Consider the following 19,214-nt stretch of genomic DNA (forward strand, 5'->3'; position numbering starts at 1 on the left):
GGTTTATCAATGAAAACGCTTTTATGTCTTATGTTTTTGTGTTTATGTTAGATTTATATTGTTTTGGAGAGAACCCTTTATACTTCTTAAACATTTTGCTAAACTGCGCATAGTCTTGATATCCAACTAATGGCGCTAGCTCAGATAACTGGATATGGTCTCTATGTAATATTTCCGCTGCCTTATCCATCCGAAATTGCACGAGATACGTTTGGAAGCTGCAGCCTACTTTTTTGGTAAACAAGCTACTTAAGTAACTTCGGGATATATGGGCCACCTTAGCTAAATCTGCAAACAAGATCTCATTCATATAATTTTGAGCTACGTATTCTTTTACAAATTCAACATAATCATAGTGCTTTGTGATACCGTCTAACATTTTGACCATAAAATCATCTTCATCCAGTGTCCCCGACACTTTAAAAGCTTTGGTTATATTCGTAATGGACTTCTCCGATGGAATTCTTTCAAAAGCAGAGCCCCCGATATACCCCATCAAATTTTGATTATTACTGTACATATACTGCACATCAATTGGCGTTTTCACGGGACCACCATACACCAATTTAATTAAATCTGGCTTTAGCGCATTGCATGTATTAAAAATTTTGTCCGCCTTAGCCTTGGCAGCTTCCAGAGAGAATACTTTTTTGGCTCCTAATAATCCCCCTTCGGTTAAGCCTAAATGTGCACAAATAATATCTGCTCCTGCCTCGATCATCTGAGCGGCTTGGATTTCGTCAAATACAAAAGCAATGGTAAACAAATCTTTTTCGTGAGCTATTCTTATAGCTTCTACTTCGAGTAGATAACCATTCCCTTCTTCTTCAAGCGTTTCACCAAATTGACCATCTATTAGTCCAACTGTGGGGTAATTATTAATACCGGAAAATCCCTTATTCTTTATTTCAATGATATAGCTCTCCATATCTTTTGTCGGATCGGTTGCATTGAGTCCAAAAATAATAGGAATATCTCTGACCAAAGGGATGATTTCCCTAGACGCAAAGTCCATCACCATATCATTGCTATTACAAAATGGCAAAATCCCAGCGAGAGAGCTCCTCCCCATCTGCCGGAATTTACCCGAGTTTAACATCAGAAGGAAGTCTGCTCCACCCTGCTTCGCATACTTTGCCGTTATTCCCGCACCTGTGGCTACTCCAATAATATGATTCCCTAGTTTTAATTGCGATTTAAGCTCGTCTAGGATTTGCTCTCTACTCATACTTACGCACCCTCCTATCCCTAATCTAAGGATAACCGTAAAGAACACTGTGAATCCAGTCGTGTTGTAATTAGAGCCCCTTTAGATAAAAAAAATCTCGCCTGCGACCTATAAAAGTCTGAGGCGAGATTTGGTATTGATACGGTTTACAATATAGCGTCACCGTGTTTTACAACCCATTCATTAGCTTCATGCAGTGCCTGCTCCGCGCGTTCGATTGCAGCTTTCACCTGAACGGTGGCTGTGCCGCCATAAACGTTACGGGCGTTAACTACAGCTTCCGGTTGAAGAACAGCATAGATATTCTCATCGAACAGCGGCGAGAATTGCTTGAACTCTTCCAGCGTAAGATCCAGCAGGAACTTGCCTTCGTTAATGCAGTAGAGCACTGTTTTTCCGATTACTTCATGTGCTTGGCGGAAAGGAAGACCTTTGCCTACCAAGAAGTCGGCGATATCCGTAGCATTCGAGAAGTCCGTGTTCACGGCTTCACGCATACGCCCCTTGTTCACCTTCATGGTGGAGATCATCGGCGCGAACAATTGCAGTGCACCAGTCAGTGTAGTAACGGTATCGAACATGCCTTCTTTGTCTTCCTGCATATCCTTGTTGTACGCGAGTGGCAGTGATTTCAGCACGGTCAGCAAGCCAATCAGGTTGCCGTAAACGCGGCCTGTTTTGCCCCGTACCAGTTCTGGTACGTCCGGGTTCTTCTTCTGTGGCATAATGCTGCTACCTGTGCAGAAAGCATCATCCAGTTCCACAAAGCTGAACTCCGTGCTGCTCCACAACACCAATTCCTCACTGAGTCTGGATAGGTGAGTCATAACAAGCGCAGCATTTGCCAAAAACTCAACGATGAAATCGCGGTCGCTGACAGCATCCAGACTGTTCTCATACACACTGTCAAAGCCCAATTGCTCCGCTACAAAATGACGGTCGATCGGGAAGGTCGTTCCCGCAAGCGCACCTGCCCCGAGTGGCAGAACGTTGATCCGTTTGTAGCTGTCTGTCAAACGCTCCGCATCGCGGCGGAACATTGATACGTAAGCCAACAAGTGATGAGCAAACAGGATCGGCTGTGCCCGCTGCAAATGCGTATAACCAGGGATGATCGTCTCCACATTGTCTTTGGCTTGCTCGATCAAAGCCTCCTGCAATTCATGCAGCAAGCTAACTAGCTCAACTACACGCCCCCGTAAGTAAAGGTGCATATCCGTTGCCACCTGATCATTACGGCTGCGTCCTGTGTGCAGCTTACCTCCGACTGGACCGATTTCCTCGATCAGATGTTTTTCAATATTCATATGGATATCTTCATCCGCTACGGAGAAAACAACCTCTCCAGCGTTAACCTTGTCCAATACTTTGTTCAGACCTTGCTTAATCGTCTCCACATCTTCTTGTGGAAGGATTCCGCATTTGCCCAGCATTGTGACATGCGCCAGACTGCCTTGCACATCCTCTTTGGCCAAAGCCTTATCAAATCCAATGGAAGCCGTATATTCCTCCACCAGCTTGTTTGTTCCTTTAGTAAACCTTCCGCCCCAAAGCTTGCTCACCTGTAGTTTCCTCCTCTTGGACGCCAGAGGGCCGCTCCTATCCTGACGGGAGGAACGGCCTTCGGAATGCCCGTTTAAGTTTATGTTATCGTTCTATTTCGAAGCTCCATTTACACCTGTAGAAACCTTAAGGCGCAATGCGTTCAAGTGGATAAAACCAGTTGCATCCCCTTGATCATAAGCTTGTGTAGGATCAGCTTCCATCGTTGCAATTTCAGGGTTGTACAGGCTGACTGGGCTCTTCACTCCAGCGCCGATGATGTTGCCTTTGTACAGTTTAAGACGAACAGTACCTGTTACATTTTGCTGGCTCTGTGTTACAAGAGCTTGCAGTGCAATACGCTCTGGTGCGAACCAGAAACCGTTATACACCAAAGTGCTGTAACGAGTGATCAGGCTGTCACGCAGGTTCATCACTTCACGGTCCATCGTGATGGACTCCATTTTGCGATGAGCGACGAACAGGATTGTTCCACCCGGAGTCTCATACACACCACGGCTCTTCATGCCGACGAAACGGTTCTCAACCATATCCACACGTCCGATTCCGTGTTTACCGCCTAGCTCGTTCAATTTCTCCATCACTTGAAGTGGGTTTAAGGACTCACCATTCAGGGCTACGCAGTCTCCCTTCACGAAATCGAGTTCCAAGTATTCCGCTTCATCTGGAGCATCCTCAGGAGCGTTGCTCAGTAGGAACATTCCTTTATTCTCTGGTGCACTTGGATCGAACCAAGGATCTTCCAATACGCCGCTCTCATAGCTGATGTGCAGCAGGTTACGGTCCATCGAATACGGCTTCGCCGCAGAGGCTTGTACCGGAATATCATTAGCTTCCGCATAAGCGATCATTTCCGCACGACCCGGGAATTGATTGCGGAACTCTTCCAAACGCCAAGGTGCGATCACCTTGATGTTCGGAGCCAAGGCAGCTACGCCAAGCTCGAAACGCACTTGGTCATTCCCTTTGCCTGTCGCGCCGTGCGCGATAGCCGTTGCGCCTTCAGCGATGGCGATATCCACCATGCGCTTAGCGATTAGTGGACGAGCAATACTAGTTCCGAGCAAGTATTGGCCTTCGTAAAGCGCGCCGGATTGGAACATAGGGTAGATGAAGTCGCTAGCGAACTCATCGCGCAGATCGTCGATGTATACTTTCGATGCACCGGTTGCTAGTGCTTTTTCTTCCAAACCGTCGAGCTCTTCTTTTTGGCCGATATCGGCTGTGAAGGCGATGATCTCCGCGTCATAGGTTTCTTTAAGCCATTTCAAAATAACGGATGTATCTAGTCCGCCGGAATAGGCGAGTACAATTTTTTCTTTAGCCATGGTGTGGCAACTTCCTTTCGTGTGGGGGGTATAAGATTCGCTTAAATGCGCTTATAGAACTCCGGTGATAAAGCGCAACTACGTGAAATGTTTGGACTTCCGGTCGCTGTTATAATCAGATTTCTATGATTGTAGTCTGCCTTCGCAGATGAAATCTGATTATAAAGGCGAACGCTGACGCTCCTACAGTTCCAAACTTTCACTTCATTGCTCCGCACCGGAATTCCAACGCTACTTATTAAGTTCATCTTATATAGTATTTTATATAATCTTAGACCAATATAAGTTCAATCCTAATTATCTATGATTCCTTAACTCATCAGCGCAGCCATTAAAGCTTTTTGTGCATGCAGGCGGTTCTCAGCCTGATCAAAGATGACCGAGTTAGGGCCATCAATCACGCCTGTGCTGACCTCTTCCTCACGGTGGGCTGGCAGGCAGTGCAGGAAGAGATAATCGCTCTTCGCGCCTTTTACAAGCTCCTCATTGACCTGATAGTCCTTGAATGCCGCTTCACGCGCCTTTTGCTCCTCTTCGAAGCCCATGCTCGCCCACACATCGGTGTAGATGACGTCAGCGTCTTGTACAGCTTCTTGCGGGCTGCGAGTTACCACAATCTTGGCCCCTGTTTCTTTAGCGATCTCACGAGCTTCTGCTACAACCGCTGCATCCGGCTCATAACCTTCCGGTCCGGCAATAGATACGTCCACGCCCAGCTTAGCTCCACCAATCATCAAAGAATGCGCCATATTGTTGCCATCGCCGATGTAAGCCAGCTTCAGGCCTTTGAGCTTTCCTTTGTGCTCATAAATGGTTTGGTAATCCGCCAGCACTTGGCAAGGATGTGCCAGGTCGCTCAGACCGTTGATTACTGGAATAGAAGCATAACGAGCCAGATCCTCTACTTTGTCATGGCCGAAGGTACGGATCATAATTCCGTCGAGGTAACGTGACATTACTTGTGCTGTATCGCCAACCGTTTCACCGCGTCCAAGCTGGATATCATTCTTGCTCAAGAAAAGGGCATGCCCTCCCAGCTGATACATTCCAACTTCAAACGACACGCGCGTACGAGTAGAGGATTTTTCAAAAATAAGACCAATCGTTTTCCCCTTCAGCGGCTGAAATTCTTCGCCATTTTTCTGCTTCTTCTTCAGCTCAATCGCCGAATCAATCAGATACGTAATTTCCTCCGGGCTGTAATCGTTCAGCTCCAGTAAATCACGGCCTTTCAGTTGCTGCGCAATGGTGTGCTTGTTACTCTGTACGCCCTGACTCATGAGCTTACCTCCCCGTTTGCTTGTTTAGCATAAGTATGAATGAGTTCGGAGACGATGTCTACCGCTTGGTCGATCTCCTCTTTACTTACATATAGATTAGGCAGCAAGCGAAGGACATTAGGACCCGCTGTCACGAACAACAGGCCTTTCTTTTGTCCAGCCAAAACAATATCGCCCACTGGTGATTGACATTCAATCCCGATTAACAGTCCTTTACCACGGATATCCTTCACAAAAGAACAGTCCGCCAGCTTCTCTTTCAAAAGACCTGTCAGGTATTTACCCATTTGCTCGGCGCGCTGTGGAAGCTCATCCTCCAGCATCGTCTCAATCGTCGCTGCCATAACCGCTGTTGCAAGCGGTGTTCCTCCGAAGGTGGATGCATGGCTGCCAGGTGAGAATGCTTCACGCAAATACCCTTTGCCAAGCATTAAGCCCGCTGGGAACCCACTAGCAATTCCCTTTGCCAAAGTGAAAATATCTGGTTCAATTCCATAATGCTGATGAGCGAACAACTTGCCTGTACGTCCCATTCCTGTTTGTACTTCATCTACTATGAGAAGCAATCCGTGTTTCTTGCACAGTGCTACTACAGCGTTCAAGAACTCAGGCTCTACCTCAAGCACGCCACCCTCTGCAAGTACCATCTCCAGCATGATAGCAGCGGTATGGTTCCCGATAGCAGCTTCTAACGCTGGCAGATCATGCAAGGGTACAGTCTTGAAGCCTGCTGGAAGCGGCAGGAATCCTTCTTTTACCTTTTGCTGACCTGTAGCTGTTAGTGTGGCTAATGTACGTCCATGGAAGGATTGTTCAAATGTGATGACCTCATAACGATCCACACCTTTAATCTTCTGGTGGTAACGACGAGCCAGCTTAATAGCCGCCTCATTCGCTTCTGCCCCACTATTACAGAAAAACACTTGATCAGCGCAGCTATTCTCAGTCAAAAGGTTTGCAACTTTGTCCTGTCCAGGAATATGGAACAGATTCGAGACATGCCAGAGCGTATCGATCTGTTCCTTCAGCTTCGCACCGACTTTTTCAGGAGCATGACCTAGACTGGTCACAGCTAATCCACTTGTGAAATCAAGATACTTGTTGCCCTTATCATCCCATACCCAGGTGCCCTTGCCTTTAACTAAGCTGAGATCATATCTGGCGTAAGAAGGGAATACCGCGCTAAGCTTGCCTGCTGCAACATCAGGTGTAACTGATCCTACTGTATCGGTCTGCTGTGCCCCTGCTTGCGAATCCAATTCAGCTTGTGTAAGCTTGCTCATTCTAAGTCACTCTCCCACCTTGTGCTCCTGTGTACCAGGCTGCACCTCTAAATGATATTCATCTATGATTCTACGAACGAATAATACGTGTGCCTATCGCTTCACCTTGTAGTACTCGACTAAGCACCCGCGGTTCTTTTCCATCCACAATAATAACCTCTGAAACGCTGCCTTGAATGCAATCGATAGCTGCCCGTACTTTTGGGATCATACCGCCGTAAATTTCTCCACTTTCAATTAAAGCTTCGATTTCCTGTACGGTAACGGATGGAAGCACAACCTTTCGACCCTCCACCGTACTCATAATGCCAGGCACATCTGTAACTACGATCATTTGGGGAGACTCTACATAAGAAGCGACTGCTCCTGCTGCTGTATCTGCGTTAATATTGTAGCGCTGACCTGCAGCATCTACACCGATAGGTGCAATGACAGGAATATATCCCATCCCAACAATACCAGTTACGATCTCAGCTTTTACTTTCGTTACTTCTCCTACCAAACCTACTTCAGCGCTATTAGCTACGGGTCTAGCAGTAATCATATTTCCATCGATACCGGATAGCCCTAGAGCTAGACCGCCACTTCCTTGAATTCGCCTTACAATCGCCTTGTTGATACTCCCTGCCAGCGTCATCTCTACGACATCTAGTACTGCCTCGGTGGTTACTCGCAGACCGTTCACGAAGCTGCTTTCAATGCCCAGCTTTGCTAGATTCTCTGAAATGGCCGGCCCTCCGCCATGAACAATTACAGGCTGAATGCCTTCCTGCTGCAAATCTCGTAAATCTTCGAAAAAAGAATCAGGAAGAGCAGCCAGCGTACTGCCGCCGCATTTCATCACAAACAATCCACTACCATCTAATGCATCTATAAGTTCAAGCTCGCTATTTAGCGTCATAAGTTCGGTATCCTTCCCTTGTGGGCTTAAGCCGCCACAAATTAGGTACGGTATGCAGCGTTAATACGCACATAATCGTAAGTTAGGTCACAGCCCCAAGCTGTAGCCTTTCCGGTTCCATCATGCAAATCTACAGTGATCAGCACAGTTTCACTTTTTTGCAAATAGGCCAAAGCCTTCTCCTCATCAAAAGCAACCGGCTTCGAATGCAGTAGCACCTCGATATCACCTAAAGAAATGTTTACACGTTCTGGTGATACCGGAACACCCGCGCGTCCAACCGCAGCAATGATCCTTCCCCAGTTCGCATCCGCTCCAAAAATAGCAGATTTCACTAGACTAGAACCCACCACTGTCTTGGCAATCGCTGCAGCAGCTTCGTCATGAACAGCACCATTCACTTGAACCTCAATCAGGTGGGTCGCACCTTCTCCATCACGTGCAATCGCCTTGGCAAGCGTCTGGCAGACATACGTGAATCCAGCGGCAAAAGCGTCCCAATCCGGATGCAATTGGGTCAGCTTCTCATTACCTGCAAGCCCACTAGCCATCGAGACTAGCATATCATTCGTGCTTGTATCTCCATCAACTGTAATCATATTAAAAGTAACGTTCGTAGCAGAACGAAGTAGACTGTGTAAATCTTCCGCTGAAATATCAGCATCTGTAGTCATAAAACCGAGCATGGTAGCCATGTTAGGATGAATCATCCCGGAGCCCTTCGCAGCTCCAGCAATAATAACTTCTACACCGCCAACAAGCACCTTCACGGCAACCTCTTTTTTAACTAAATCAGTTGTAAGTATAGCCTGACAGAATTCCTCCGCTCCAGCAGCCCCACCGTCTAGCTTTTCTGGTATTGCAGCAATACCGCTACGTACGTAATCCATCTTCAGCAGCTCACCGATCACACCAGTCGAGGCGACAGCAACATCATTAACCTCTACACCCAAATGTTGAGCCGCAGCAGCGCGCATCTCATAAGCATCGGCCTCGCCTTGTTCACCTGTGCAGGCATTAGCATTCCCGCTGTTCACGACTACCGCCTGCAACGTTCCGTTCACAAGACTTTCTCGCGTCACCTTCAGAGGAGCCGCCTGAAAAACATTTGTCGTATACACGGCAGCAGCCGTAGCTGGAACCTCACAAAGAATCACTCCGAGATCGTTGCGGTCTGTTTTTTTCAATCCACAGTGCAGTCCTCCGGACTTAAATCCTTTAGGTGAAGTAATGCTTCCACCTTCCAAGGCAGTAAATAATTCAATCTCGCTCATGTTATTTGTACCGCTGATCCTTATGGATACACAGGTGTGTAGCCGAGGCCAAGGGTTTCCTCCCATCCCATCATCAAATTAAGGTTCTGTATTGCCTGACCTGCCGCACCTTTTACAACGTTATCTATGACGGAGACAATGGTCACCCGCCCTGTACGAGCATCTGTCGCAAATCCGATATCACAATAATTAGAGCCGCTAACTTCTTTTGTCGCTGGAATCACACCTACATCGCGCACCCGCACATAGGGTCTGCCCGCATAATATTCACGGTATAAATTCACAAAATCCTGCTCCGTATGATTGCCCGTCATTCCTGCATACATCGTACTCATAATGCCTCGGCTCATTGGCACGAGATGTGTGGTGAACGTTACGGTTACCTTTTCTCCAGCAATCTCCGTGAGTGTCTGCTCGATTTCTGGTATATGTTGATGTTTATTTATTTTATAAGCTTTAAAGTTCTCATTTATCTCTGCATAATGCACCATCAGGCTCGTTCCGCGTCCTGCTCCGGTAACCCCGGATTTGGCATCAATAATAATACTGTCATGCTTAATCCAGCCTGCCTGAATCGCAGGAATTAGTCCAAGAAGTGTAGCCGTAGGATAACAGCCTGGATTAGATATAAAGTTGGCCCCAGCCGCACGCTCTCCAAACACCTCGCAAAGTCCGTACACAGCTTGTTCTAGGTACTCATCAGCAGGAGCTGTATGTTTGTACCAGTGCTCATACTCTGCGCCATCCTTCAATCGGAAATCACCGGATAGATCTACGACCTTAAGTCCAGCTTCCAGCAGCTGCGGGACCAGCTTGGCACTTACACCAGACGGTGTAGCCGTAAAAACCACATCCGCCCGCTCAGCCATCTGCACCGGATCAACGCCATCCAGCTTTCGGTCAATAATGCCCGTCAAATGAGGAAACCCTTCCTCTATCGCATCCCCTGCACTAGATGAGGAAATTACCGAAGTAATCTCTACTTTAGGATGACTTTGTAGTAGCCGAATCAGCTCTACGCCTCCATAACCCGTTGATCCAACAATCGCCGCCCTCAGCTTGCCTTCCACTGTCATCCCCACTTCCTGCTTATCATGAATATATTATTTAATATAATGTATGCCGTCTTAGAAATATGTATTATTATACATCCCTATTAATATAAATACAACACATTATGTGAACTTTATTATCCCTAAATATAACCCTATTTACAAAAAAAGAGAAGCGTCGCCTCCCCCTTAGGAGAGATTACGCTTCTCTTTTAAATCCTTCGCCTAACACTTCATGTGCTTCGGTAATTATAACAAATGCACTTGTATCTACGGATTGGACAATCGCCTTTAGCCTTGATACTTCATTCTGACCTACCACTACCATCAGAACGGTACGTGCATCGCCAGTGTACCCGCCATGTGCGTCCAGCTTTGTCAGACCACGATCCAGATCATTTAATATCGCCGCAGATATTTCATCTGTCTTGTCCGAGATAATATAAGCAACCTTCGTATAACGGAAGCCAACCTCTATTGCATTAATGGCCTTACCTGTAACAAACAATCCGATCAGCGCATACAGCGCCTGCTCCATGCCGAGTATAAATGCAGCCAGCACAATAACCGTCCCGTCCAGCAACACAACGGAAACCGAGAAGCTGAGACCAGATATCTTTTGAATGATTTGCGCCAAAATTGTAAGTCCACCTGTCGAGCCCCGACCGCGGAACACAACGCCAAGTCCCACCCCCACACAGATACCGCCATAAATGGAGGCTAAAAGTGGATTGGTTGTAGGTGTAGGTAAATCTTTTGTCAACAAGATAAATAGCGGCAGCACAAAGCTCCCGAGCAACGAGCGAACGCCGTATTGTTTACCCAGGAAGATTACTCCGAGCACAAACAGCGGGATATTAAGTGCCCATTGCGTAAATGCCGGTTCAGCCCCAAACCAAGCTTCAGCCAATACAGAAAGACCCGATACACCACCAGAAGCTATATGATTAGGCAGAAAAAAAAGATTAAAACCCAGTGCCGTGATTAGCGAACCGATCAGAATAAGCGTTGTATCCACCACATGACGGACGGGTCCATTCAGCGGAATCAGCGGGGGTTTATTACGAGAATTGATTTTTTGCATTTCATGGCGCTCCTTAAAGTGTCATCTTGCTCTACGTAAGAAGAAACGGCTATTCCATCCATATCAAAGAATGGTATCCGTTTCCCCTAAAAAAATATAAAGATAAAGTATGGAGTAACCTTATACTTTCCTATATTCCCGAAAAAATCCCTTAATCCGCCTCAACCTTGATCTGGCTACGCAAGTACCCATCAATGAATGCGTCCAGGTCTCCGTCCATTACTGCACCCACATTACCCGTTTCCACGGAAGTACGATGATCCTTGACCATGTTATACGGATGGAATACATAGGAACGAATCTGACTGCCCCAAGCGATTTCGGATTGCTCGCCGCGAATCTCATCCAATTGCTGCTGCTGCTCTTGCAGCTTGCGTTCATAGAGCTTGGAACGCAGCATTTTCATGGCTTGTTCCCGGTTCTTGATCTGTGAACGTTCGTTCTGGCAGGTTACCACTACGCCCGACGGCAAGTGAGTAATCCGTACAGCAGAGTCCGTGGTATTGATATGCTGTCCACCGGCACCACTCGCGCGATACGTATCGATCTTAAGATCCTCGGTGCGGATCTCAACTTCAACATCATCCGTAATTTCCGGAACGACATCACAGGACACAAAAGAGGTGTGCCGTCTGCCAGAAGAGTCAAACGGGGATATCCGCACCAGTCGGTGTACACCCTTTTCGGCTTTCAAATATCCGTAGACGTTGAAACCCTTGATGAGCAGTGTGACACTCTTAATCCCTGCTTCATCACCCGGTAAATAATCAAGCACTTCAACCTTAAATCCACGTTTCTCAGCCCAACGTGTGTACATACGCAGCAACATCTGTCCCCAGTCTTGGGATTCTGTTCCGCCTGCACCTGGATGAAGCTCAAGAATAGCATTTAACTTGTCGTACGGTTGGTTAAGCAGCAATTGCAGCTCGAATTCATCCACTTTACTTCCTAGGCTACGGATCGTCTCTCCGATTTCTGTTGCCAGATCCTCATCGCCCTCTTCATCCGCAAGCTCTGCCATCATCGCAGCATCATCGTATTCCTGTTGAAGCTTCTCGTATTGATCTACGGAAGATTTCACAGCGTTCATCTCAGCGATTACACTCTGCGCTTGCTCACTATTATCCCAGAATCCTGGAGCCGCCATTTTCTCTTCAAAGTTAGAAATCATCTCTTGCTTAAGATCTAAGTCAAAGAGACCCCCTAAGGTCAGTTAGTTTCTTGCCTATTTCACGCAGATCCTGCTTTACATTTGGTTCTATCATAGGTCACTTCACCTTTCAAAATTGGTTGTTACGGTCGTCGCTCTAATGGATAGTTAGTGGGTGAGTGAATGATTAGCCATTCCGAGAAGGATTGGACTTCCGATCGCTGTTATCCTCAGATTCCTTGATTAGATAACCGCACTTGCGGTTGGAATCTGAAGATAAAGGCGAGCGCTACGCTTCTCCAGTTCCAAACCTTCTCTCCATTCCTCATTCACTCGAATACTAAATATCCAAAAAAGCGACTGGGCCGTAAACGGGGGATACCCCCGGGCCCAGCCGCTCTTTATGGTTAGTATACCCATAGAGATCAGGGTTAAAGACTTATATCTTCAACACCTGAATATGAGCGCTACTAAACGTTTGTCTTATGCGTTTTGACCGTGGCAATTCTTGTACTTCTTGCCGCTTCCGCAAGGGCAAAGATCATTACGACCAGTCACAGCCTCAACATGAACCGGACGTTTCTCAACAGGTTCGCTGTTTGTAGAGATCTTGTCTTCATCAATAACGGATTGACGTTCCTGATTCGCCTCGATGTGAGCCTTCATAATATAAGTAGCTACTTCTTCTTGAATCGTAGCAGTCATAGTATTAAACATCTCAAAGCCTTCGAATTGATATTCACGAAGTGGATCCGTACCACCGTAAGCACGCAAGTGAATCCCTTGACGTAATTGATCCATTGCATCAATATGATCCATCCATTTGCTATCTACGGAACGAAGCACGATTACCTTCTCGAATTCACGTACGAGTTCTGAACCCAGACGTTCTTCACGTGCAGCATATTTCTCAAGCACACGTTCGAAAATAAACTCGATGATCTCCTCAGCTTCCTTACCCCATAGAATATCACGGGTCAAAGCACCTTCTTCAAGCAGCTTGCTGTTTACGTAATCAGCAACTTCTTGCAGTTCCCAGTTCTCAGGAATATCATCGCTACAGTGTGCTAGAACGATACGCTCAATTACAGGCTTGATCATTTCAAGCACGATATCTTTAATATTATCGGACTCCAGAATCTCACGGCGTTGTTTATAAATAATTTCACGCTGTTGATTCATCACGTCATCATATTGCAATACGACTTTACGGATATCAAAGTTATTGCCTTCAACACGTTTCTGAGCAGATTCTACAGCACGTGTGATCATGCGGCTCTCAATCGGCTGATCTTCCTCGAATCCGAGACGATCCATCATAGTCAGAACGTTGTCAGCGCCAAAACGCTTCATGAGCTCATCGCCAAGCGACAAGTAGAATTGTGTAGAACCAGGGTCACCTTGACGACCTGCACGACCGCGCAGCTGGTTATCAATCCGGCGCGATTCATGACGCTCTGTACCAATGATATGCAGACCTCCAAGATCTGTCACACCTTCACCCAGAACGATGTCCGTACCACGTCCAGCCATGTTGGTAGCAATCGTAACTGTACCTGGCTGACCTGCATGGGTAATGATTTCTGCTTCCGCAGCGTGATGCTTCGCGTTAAGCACTTGGTGTCTAACGCCTTTGCGCTTCAGCATTTCAGATACGAGCTCTGAATTCTCGATCGACACTGTACCAACCAGTACAGGCTGGTTCTTTTTGTGACGTTCTACGATTTCTTCCACGACAGCCTTGAACTTACCATTCTCACTCTTGTAGACCACATCTGGCATATCTACACGCTGATTTGGTTTGTTCGTAGGAACTTGAAGAACTTCAAGACCATAAATCTTCTTGAACTCCTCTTCCTCAGTCTTCGCTGTACCTGTCATACCACCGAGTTTACGATACATACGGAAGTAGTTCTGGAATGTGATTGTTGCAAGAGTCATACTCTCATTCTGTACTTCGATTTCTTCCTTTGCTTCAATCGCTTGGTGCAGCCCATCGCTATAGCGACGACCTGACATTAGACGTCCTGTAAATTCATCAACAATAACGACCTCACCCTCGTTTACAACGTAATCTACGTCACGACGCATAATTACATTTGCTTTTAGGGCTTGGACGATATGGTGATTCAAAGTTACATGACTGTGATCATACAAGTTCTCAATACCAAAAGCGCGCTCAGCAGTAGCCACACCTTTTTCAGTCAAGGCAACAGACTTCACCTTAATATCAACTGTGTAGTCTTCTTCAGCCTTAAGCTTTTTCACGAAACGGTCTGCTGAAAAATACAATTCTGTAGACTTCTCAGCTTGTCCGGAAATAATAAGAGGTGTACGTGCTTCATCAATAAGAATAGAGTCCACTTCATCAATAATACAGAAATACAGAGGGCGCTGAACCATTTGCTCTTTATAAAGCACCATGTTGTCACGCAAATAATCAAAACCAAATTCGTTGTTTGTGCCATACGTAATATCGCAGGCATAAGCAGCTTGTTTATCAGCATGGTCCATACCGCTTAGGTTAACCCCAACCGTCATGCCCAGGAAGTTATAGATTTGTGCCATTTGTGCGCTGTCGCGCTGAGCCAAATAGTCATTGACCGTTACTACGTGTACGCCTTTACCTAGCAAAGCATTCAAATACACTGGCAATGTACCTACTAGTGTCTTACCTTCACCAGTCTTCATCTCGGAGATCCGGCCTTCATGCAGAGCCATACCACCAATTAACTGCACATCAAAATGCCGCATACCAAGTGTCCGCTTGGAAGCTTCACGTACGGTTGCAAATGCCTCAGGAAGAATTTCTTCCAGAGTTTCGCCTTTTTCAATACGGGCACGGAATTCTGCTGTCTTAGCTTGTAACTGTTCATCAGATAGCTTTACAAATTCCGGTTCCAATCCATTAATTACATCGACTGTCTTCATGAGACGTTTAACGTCACGATCGTTGGTGTCTCCGAATATTTTCTTTACAAGTCCTAGCATGGTTAACCCCTTTCATGCAACACAGATGGTGGAACCGAGCCCATCCTCACAAAATTGAAAGGGCCATTTATAAATTCGATTCCGCTGCTTCATAAATTGTAACAGTTTGTAAGAGATGCCGCAATACAAGGTGTATCAGCCACATTTTTCAAATATAGTCGCTTATACGCACAAGAGCCCTATTCGCTGCAAGCGAATAGGGGCTCGGTTTAAATTTCTTAGGTTCTGACTAACTCTCGAGGCCCTTTATACTTAGAGCATAACTGGCATCATTGTATCTTAGCCCTGTTCAATCAGTCCATATTTACCATCATCACGTTTGTAAACTACGCTTACTTCCGAGGTGTCGATATTGGAAAACACAAAGAAATTATGTCCTACCATGTTCATTTGAAGAATTGCTTCTTCCACATCCATCGGCTTCATTGTAAAGCGTTTGTTCCGCACAACTTCTAAATCATCATAATCTTGTTCTTCTACAGCAACAGCGGTACTAGCTCCATCCACAAACAGCGTCTTCAGTCCCTCTTGACGGAACTTACGATTGATCTTCGTTTTGTGTTTGCGAATTTGACGTTCTAGCTTGTCCACAACGGCATCTATGGAAGCATACATGTCATCGCTGCGATCTTCCGCACGAAGCGTCACGCCAGCAAGCGGAATGGTTACTTCCACCGTATGAAGGCCGCGAACTACGCCAAGCGTCACAGACCCTTCAGAGGTAGGGGGTGCTTCGAAATACTTCTCAAGTTTGCTGAGCTTCTTATCAACATACTCTCTCAAAGCGTCGGTCACGTCAATTTGTTGACCTCGAATGGTGAATTGCATGGCCACTCCTCCTTTAGTTACACCTTCATTATACCAAATTGTTAAGGCTAAGTAAAAAGTAATTCCTTACAGCCCTTACAATTAGATAACAAATATTGTCGTAGTGTTCACAAATAAAACAAGTCCGGCAAGAGCAACTATTCGCCTCACCGGACCAAGAGTAAACCTGACGTTATTATAGTACGAATTCCATTCTTATATTCCCAAACTGAGACAGTATAAGATTAAGTTACTTGGTATGAATTTGAATGATTTCTACAGATGACAATTGCGTACCTGATCCTGTAACAAGGTATACCTTATAGGCAGTATTAGCTGTCAATCCAGTCAAAGTTTGTGTATATTTTACGCCTGGAGTAATGGAAGGTGTGCCGGTCCATGGTGCATTCAATGCAGCACCTGTACTATCCTGCCCCGCAGCAATCTGTGCTGCGCTAGGCGCTTTTTCATTTGCCGGCAATACTACGTATCTTACCGGTGTTGTAGTGCCACCAGGCACACCATATTGAATATATACATCTGCTGTAACTGTTCCTACTTGTCCCGGTTCAAAAAGCGCTACCGGGTTAGTAGTTGCCTGAGCTGTAGTTAAACGAACTGTTGTAACATCAGAAAGCTTACCCGAAGCATCAGCTACCGCGATATAAGTCGCATACTCCGTACCAGAATTCAATCCATAAACAGAGAAGGTAACCTTAGTGTTAGCTACAGTAGCTGCGCTACCGTGATGCACGCCTGCAGTTCCATCACTAATTTGTCCTTTTTCCACTTGCAGTGCACTTGGTACATTTACGTTAGCAGTATAAGGAGCTACAACATAGTACACTGCACCCGTTACGGAAGATGTTAGATATATATCAGCTGTTACCGAACCAACGTTACCATAGGTTGCCCCACTAACGGTTGGTTTTGTTTCATTTCCGTCACCACCACCAGATCCACCACCACTGCCTCCACCAGTACTACCACCTGGAGCAGTTGTTGGTGTTGGAGTAGCTGTTGGTGTCGGAGTAGCCGTTGGCGTTGGTGTAGGAATCACTCCACCACCTGTGCCGCTACCTGGGTAATAGATGACTGAGGTATTGATAATACCAACAGCCTCTGCACGTGTTAACGATCTCTTAGGACCGAAGGTTCCGTCCGGATAACCGTTAATAATCTTTTTATCCGCTGCAGCGGCTACTGCACCTTTTGCCCATGCTGCAATTTGTGCATTGTCTTTAAATTTGCTAGTAGTGCTATTGGTGCTCAATTTAAGTAATTTCGCAGCCATTACTGCTGCCTCTTGTCTTGTGAGCGGACTATTAGGACGGAACGTATTGTCCTCGTATCCTCCGATATAGCCAGCTTCCACGGCTTTAGCCACTTCACTGTAGTTCCAGTTTGTGCTTTTCATATCTTTAAAGCTTACAGTTGCTTTTTCTTTAAAACCGAACAGGCGATTTACCAGAGTTACATACTCTCCACGTGTAATTGCCTTGTTTGGTTTAACTGTACCGTCTGGGTATCCTCCAAGGTATCCACTATCTAACCATTCCTGTAGCTGAGCTTGGGCCCAGTGACCTTGAATATCCTTAGGTACGGAGGCGGCAGATACACTGCCAAGAGATCCTAATAACATACTAACTCCTAAAACTCCGGTCATAAGACCGCGCAACTTCTTTTTCATCCTGCTAATCATCCTCCTAAAAGTTTTGATAGCGTAGGCTATATGAATCTCTTTTTGGAAGTATTGGCCTAGGCTAACATAGTGTGCGTCGAGGTAAGATAAACAGCTCAACGTAAAGCTATTACCCACATTTCGAAGAGTTCTAACATTTTCCATATTAAAAATTTACAAAGTACGCTATTTTTTTTCTATTAACTGCCTTGATAGAGGCTTTTGAGAGCACAAATTATCCCCACAAAGTGGAGCTTTACTTCGATGCATACTCAGGTACTTTGCGGGGGCCCCAAGCACACAAAAAAAGGACCTTGGGAGAAATCCCAAGATCCTTGCTAGCGCTGTCTAAATTGCTAACCATCTACTTATATGTAGGTCGGCTTAGCCGTATGATTATAATTTGATTACGTTAGCTGCTTGTGGTCCGCGTGCACCTTCAACGATATCGAACTCTACGGATTGGCCTTCATCCAAAGTCTTGAAACCGTCAGTTTGAATCGCGGAAAAGTGTACGAATACGTCGCCACCGTCTGCAGTCTCGATAAAACCATAACCTTTTTCTGCGTTAAACCATTTTACTTTACCTTCCATTGATTAAACATTCCCTTCGTCATCAGATGAACGTGAGTCTTGCTCACAAATCGACTATACCACCGTAACTTCTTCATTGTCAATTGGAAAAGTAAATGTTTACATGCAATAATTTACCACGTAAAATAGGACGTTTAATTTACCATAATCAAGAAATAGCTACGGCGTAAGGATCAAAAAAAGAGCAGACGGTATTTAATACCCGTCTACTCCTATAGTGAAACACCGAAATGAATTATTTTCTGCGATCCATTAGAAAACTATCTGGGGTGTAAGCGGCCTCGTAGGCGCTGCGCTGTACCTTGGACTGATTGCGCTTCTGCAGCCAGTCTTGGGCCTCGAGGCAAAGAGTGTTCATGCGAGCAGTGATTTCTGAATCGTGATGCAAAATTCGTTCAATTTCGACCTTTTGCGCTTCCGATGCAGGAATCAACGAGAACTGTCGGATGATGTCATCAATCAATTTCTGACGTTCGTCCACGAAAGACTCTAACTCTTCAAATTCGACTTCGTATAACCGCTCCATTATATTCTGCGTCAATTGCTTCAACTCTATAATAAGCTTATCTTTATCCATTTGAAATTTCCGTAGATAACGGCGGCTGACCTTGACCTGCTGCGATTTTGGAAGCCTGTAACCACGTTTCCCGTAGTTCAATCAAATATCCCACCGCTTCCTCAGCCTTTGTTGTATCTTTGCGTATATTGGCCTCAACAAGTAGGAAATTTGTATATTCATAGAGTGAATACAGGTTCTTGGATACTTCATAATTATTATCCAGAGTGCTCATCAGCTCACTGACAATGGTTTGGGCCTTGCCAAGATTGATATTTGTTTTTTCAAGGTCATCCCTCTTTAAACCATCCAAACCAGCCCGAATGAAACGAATCGCTCCATCATAGAGCATAAGTACCAGTTGAGCAGGCGTAGATGTCTTAACGGAAGACTGCCGATATTTATCGTAAGGAGAATTAATCAATAATCTCACCCTTTAACT

The 19,214-nt window shown here is 45.7% G+C and carries 16 protein-coding genes; all 16 read right to left on the reverse strand.

The genetic code is table 11. The features are described 5' to 3' along the window. Nucleotides 1-28: 28 nt before the first annotated feature. The 16 genes from NYE25_RS18740 to fliS all read right to left on the reverse strand — a co-directional run bounded on the left by NYE25_RS18740 (nucleotide 29) and on the right by fliS (nucleotide 19,196). Nucleotides 29-1,228, reverse strand: coding sequence for a phosphoenolpyruvate hydrolase family protein (locus tag NYE25_RS18740; RefSeq protein WP_341146567.1), 1,200 nt, complete (start codon nucleotides 1,226-1,228; stop codon nucleotides 29-31). Nucleotides 1,229-1,374: 146 nt separating this feature from the next. Continuing rightward, on the reverse strand, nucleotides 1,375-2,790 hold the full coding sequence (gene argH, locus NYE25_RS18745; RefSeq protein ID WP_060625918.1) for an argininosuccinate lyase: 1,416 nt from the start codon (nucleotides 2,788-2,790) through the stop codon (nucleotides 1,375-1,377). A gap of 93 nt (nucleotides 2,791-2,883) precedes the next feature. Next, nucleotides 2,884-4,119, reverse strand: a complete 1,236-nt coding sequence (locus tag NYE25_RS18750) for an argininosuccinate synthase (protein ID WP_042192353.1) — start codon at nucleotides 4,117-4,119, stop codon at nucleotides 2,884-2,886. A 311-nt stretch (nucleotides 4,120-4,430) separates the two neighbouring features. Next, a complete protein-coding gene (gene argF, locus NYE25_RS18755; RefSeq protein ID WP_036678521.1) occupies nucleotides 4,431-5,399 on the reverse strand; it encodes an ornithine carbamoyltransferase in 969 nt (322 codons plus the stop codon). Continuing rightward, on the reverse strand, nucleotides 5,396-6,682 hold the full coding sequence (locus tag NYE25_RS18760; protein ID WP_341146568.1) for an acetylornithine transaminase: 1,287 nt from the start codon (nucleotides 6,680-6,682) through the stop codon (nucleotides 5,396-5,398). The genes argF and NYE25_RS18760 overlap by 4 nt, the downstream gene beginning before the upstream one ends. A 70-nt stretch (nucleotides 6,683-6,752) precedes the next feature. Continuing rightward, the gene (gene argB / locus NYE25_RS18765) at nucleotides 6,753-7,583 is read right to left on the reverse strand and encodes an acetylglutamate kinase (protein WP_341146569.1); all 831 of its coding nucleotides are present in this window, start codon (nucleotides 7,581-7,583) and stop codon (nucleotides 6,753-6,755) included. Between the two features lie 41 nt (nucleotides 7,584-7,624). Then, nucleotides 7,625-8,857, reverse strand: a complete 1,233-nt coding sequence (argJ, locus tag NYE25_RS18770; RefSeq protein WP_341146570.1) for a bifunctional ornithine acetyltransferase/N-acetylglutamate synthase — start codon at nucleotides 8,855-8,857, stop codon at nucleotides 7,625-7,627. A gap of 20 nt (nucleotides 8,858-8,877) precedes the next feature. Continuing rightward, a complete protein-coding gene (argC, locus tag NYE25_RS18775; RefSeq protein WP_445667138.1) occupies nucleotides 8,878-9,933 on the reverse strand; it encodes an N-acetyl-gamma-glutamyl-phosphate reductase in 1,056 nt (351 codons plus the stop codon). A 175-nt stretch (nucleotides 9,934-10,108) separates the two neighbouring features. Beyond that, on the reverse strand, nucleotides 10,109-10,993 hold the full coding sequence (locus NYE25_RS18780) for a YitT family protein (RefSeq protein WP_042131326.1): 885 nt from the start codon (nucleotides 10,991-10,993) through the stop codon (nucleotides 10,109-10,111). Between the two features lie 151 nt (nucleotides 10,994-11,144). Then, a protein-coding gene (gene prfB / locus NYE25_RS18785) for a peptide chain release factor 2 (RefSeq protein ID WP_143759238.1) occupies nucleotides 11,145-12,258 on the reverse strand; the annotation gives its coding sequence in 2 pieces (ribosomal slippage) (nucleotides 11,145-12,185 and nucleotides 12,187-12,258; 1,113 coding nt in all). 368 nt (nucleotides 12,259-12,626) lie between these two features. After that, nucleotides 12,627-15,134: a preprotein translocase subunit SecA gene (gene secA / locus NYE25_RS18790; RefSeq protein ID WP_076297896.1), complete on the reverse strand. Its 2,508-nt coding sequence runs from the start codon at nucleotides 15,132-15,134 to the stop codon at nucleotides 12,627-12,629. Between the two features lie 279 nt (nucleotides 15,135-15,413). Continuing rightward, nucleotides 15,414-15,962 carry a ribosome hibernation-promoting factor, HPF/YfiA family gene (gene hpf / locus NYE25_RS18795; RefSeq protein WP_042131328.1) on the reverse strand — a complete coding sequence of 183 codons (549 nt, stop codon included), beginning with the start codon at nucleotides 15,960-15,962 and terminating at the stop codon, nucleotides 15,414-15,416. Between the two features lie 229 nt (nucleotides 15,963-16,191). Continuing rightward, the gene (locus tag NYE25_RS18800) at nucleotides 16,192-17,631 is read right to left on the reverse strand and encodes an S-layer homology domain-containing protein (RefSeq protein ID WP_341146571.1); all 1,440 of its coding nucleotides are present in this window, start codon (nucleotides 17,629-17,631) and stop codon (nucleotides 16,192-16,194) included. 387 nt (nucleotides 17,632-18,018) lie between these two features. Beyond that, the gene (locus NYE25_RS18805; protein ID WP_019915069.1) at nucleotides 18,019-18,216 is read right to left on the reverse strand and encodes a cold shock domain-containing protein; all 198 of its coding nucleotides are present in this window, start codon (nucleotides 18,214-18,216) and stop codon (nucleotides 18,019-18,021) included. A 235-nt stretch (nucleotides 18,217-18,451) separates the two neighbouring features. Beyond that, complete coding sequence (locus tag NYE25_RS18810; protein ID WP_341146572.1) at nucleotides 18,452-18,793, reverse strand: flagellar protein FliT; 342 nt, start codon at nucleotides 18,791-18,793, stop codon at nucleotides 18,452-18,454. Then, on the reverse strand, nucleotides 18,786-19,196 hold the full coding sequence (gene fliS / locus NYE25_RS18815) for a flagellar export chaperone FliS (RefSeq protein ID WP_341146573.1): 411 nt from the start codon (nucleotides 19,194-19,196) through the stop codon (nucleotides 18,786-18,788). Before fliS ends, NYE25_RS18810 begins: the two co-directional genes overlap by 8 nt. Nucleotides 19,197-19,214 lie beyond the last annotated feature (18 nt).

The organism is Paenibacillus sp. FSL E2-8871 (assembly GCF_038000345.1).
In the GTDB taxonomy this organism is placed as follows: Bacteria; Bacillota; Bacilli; order Paenibacillales; family Paenibacillaceae; genus Paenibacillus_AQ.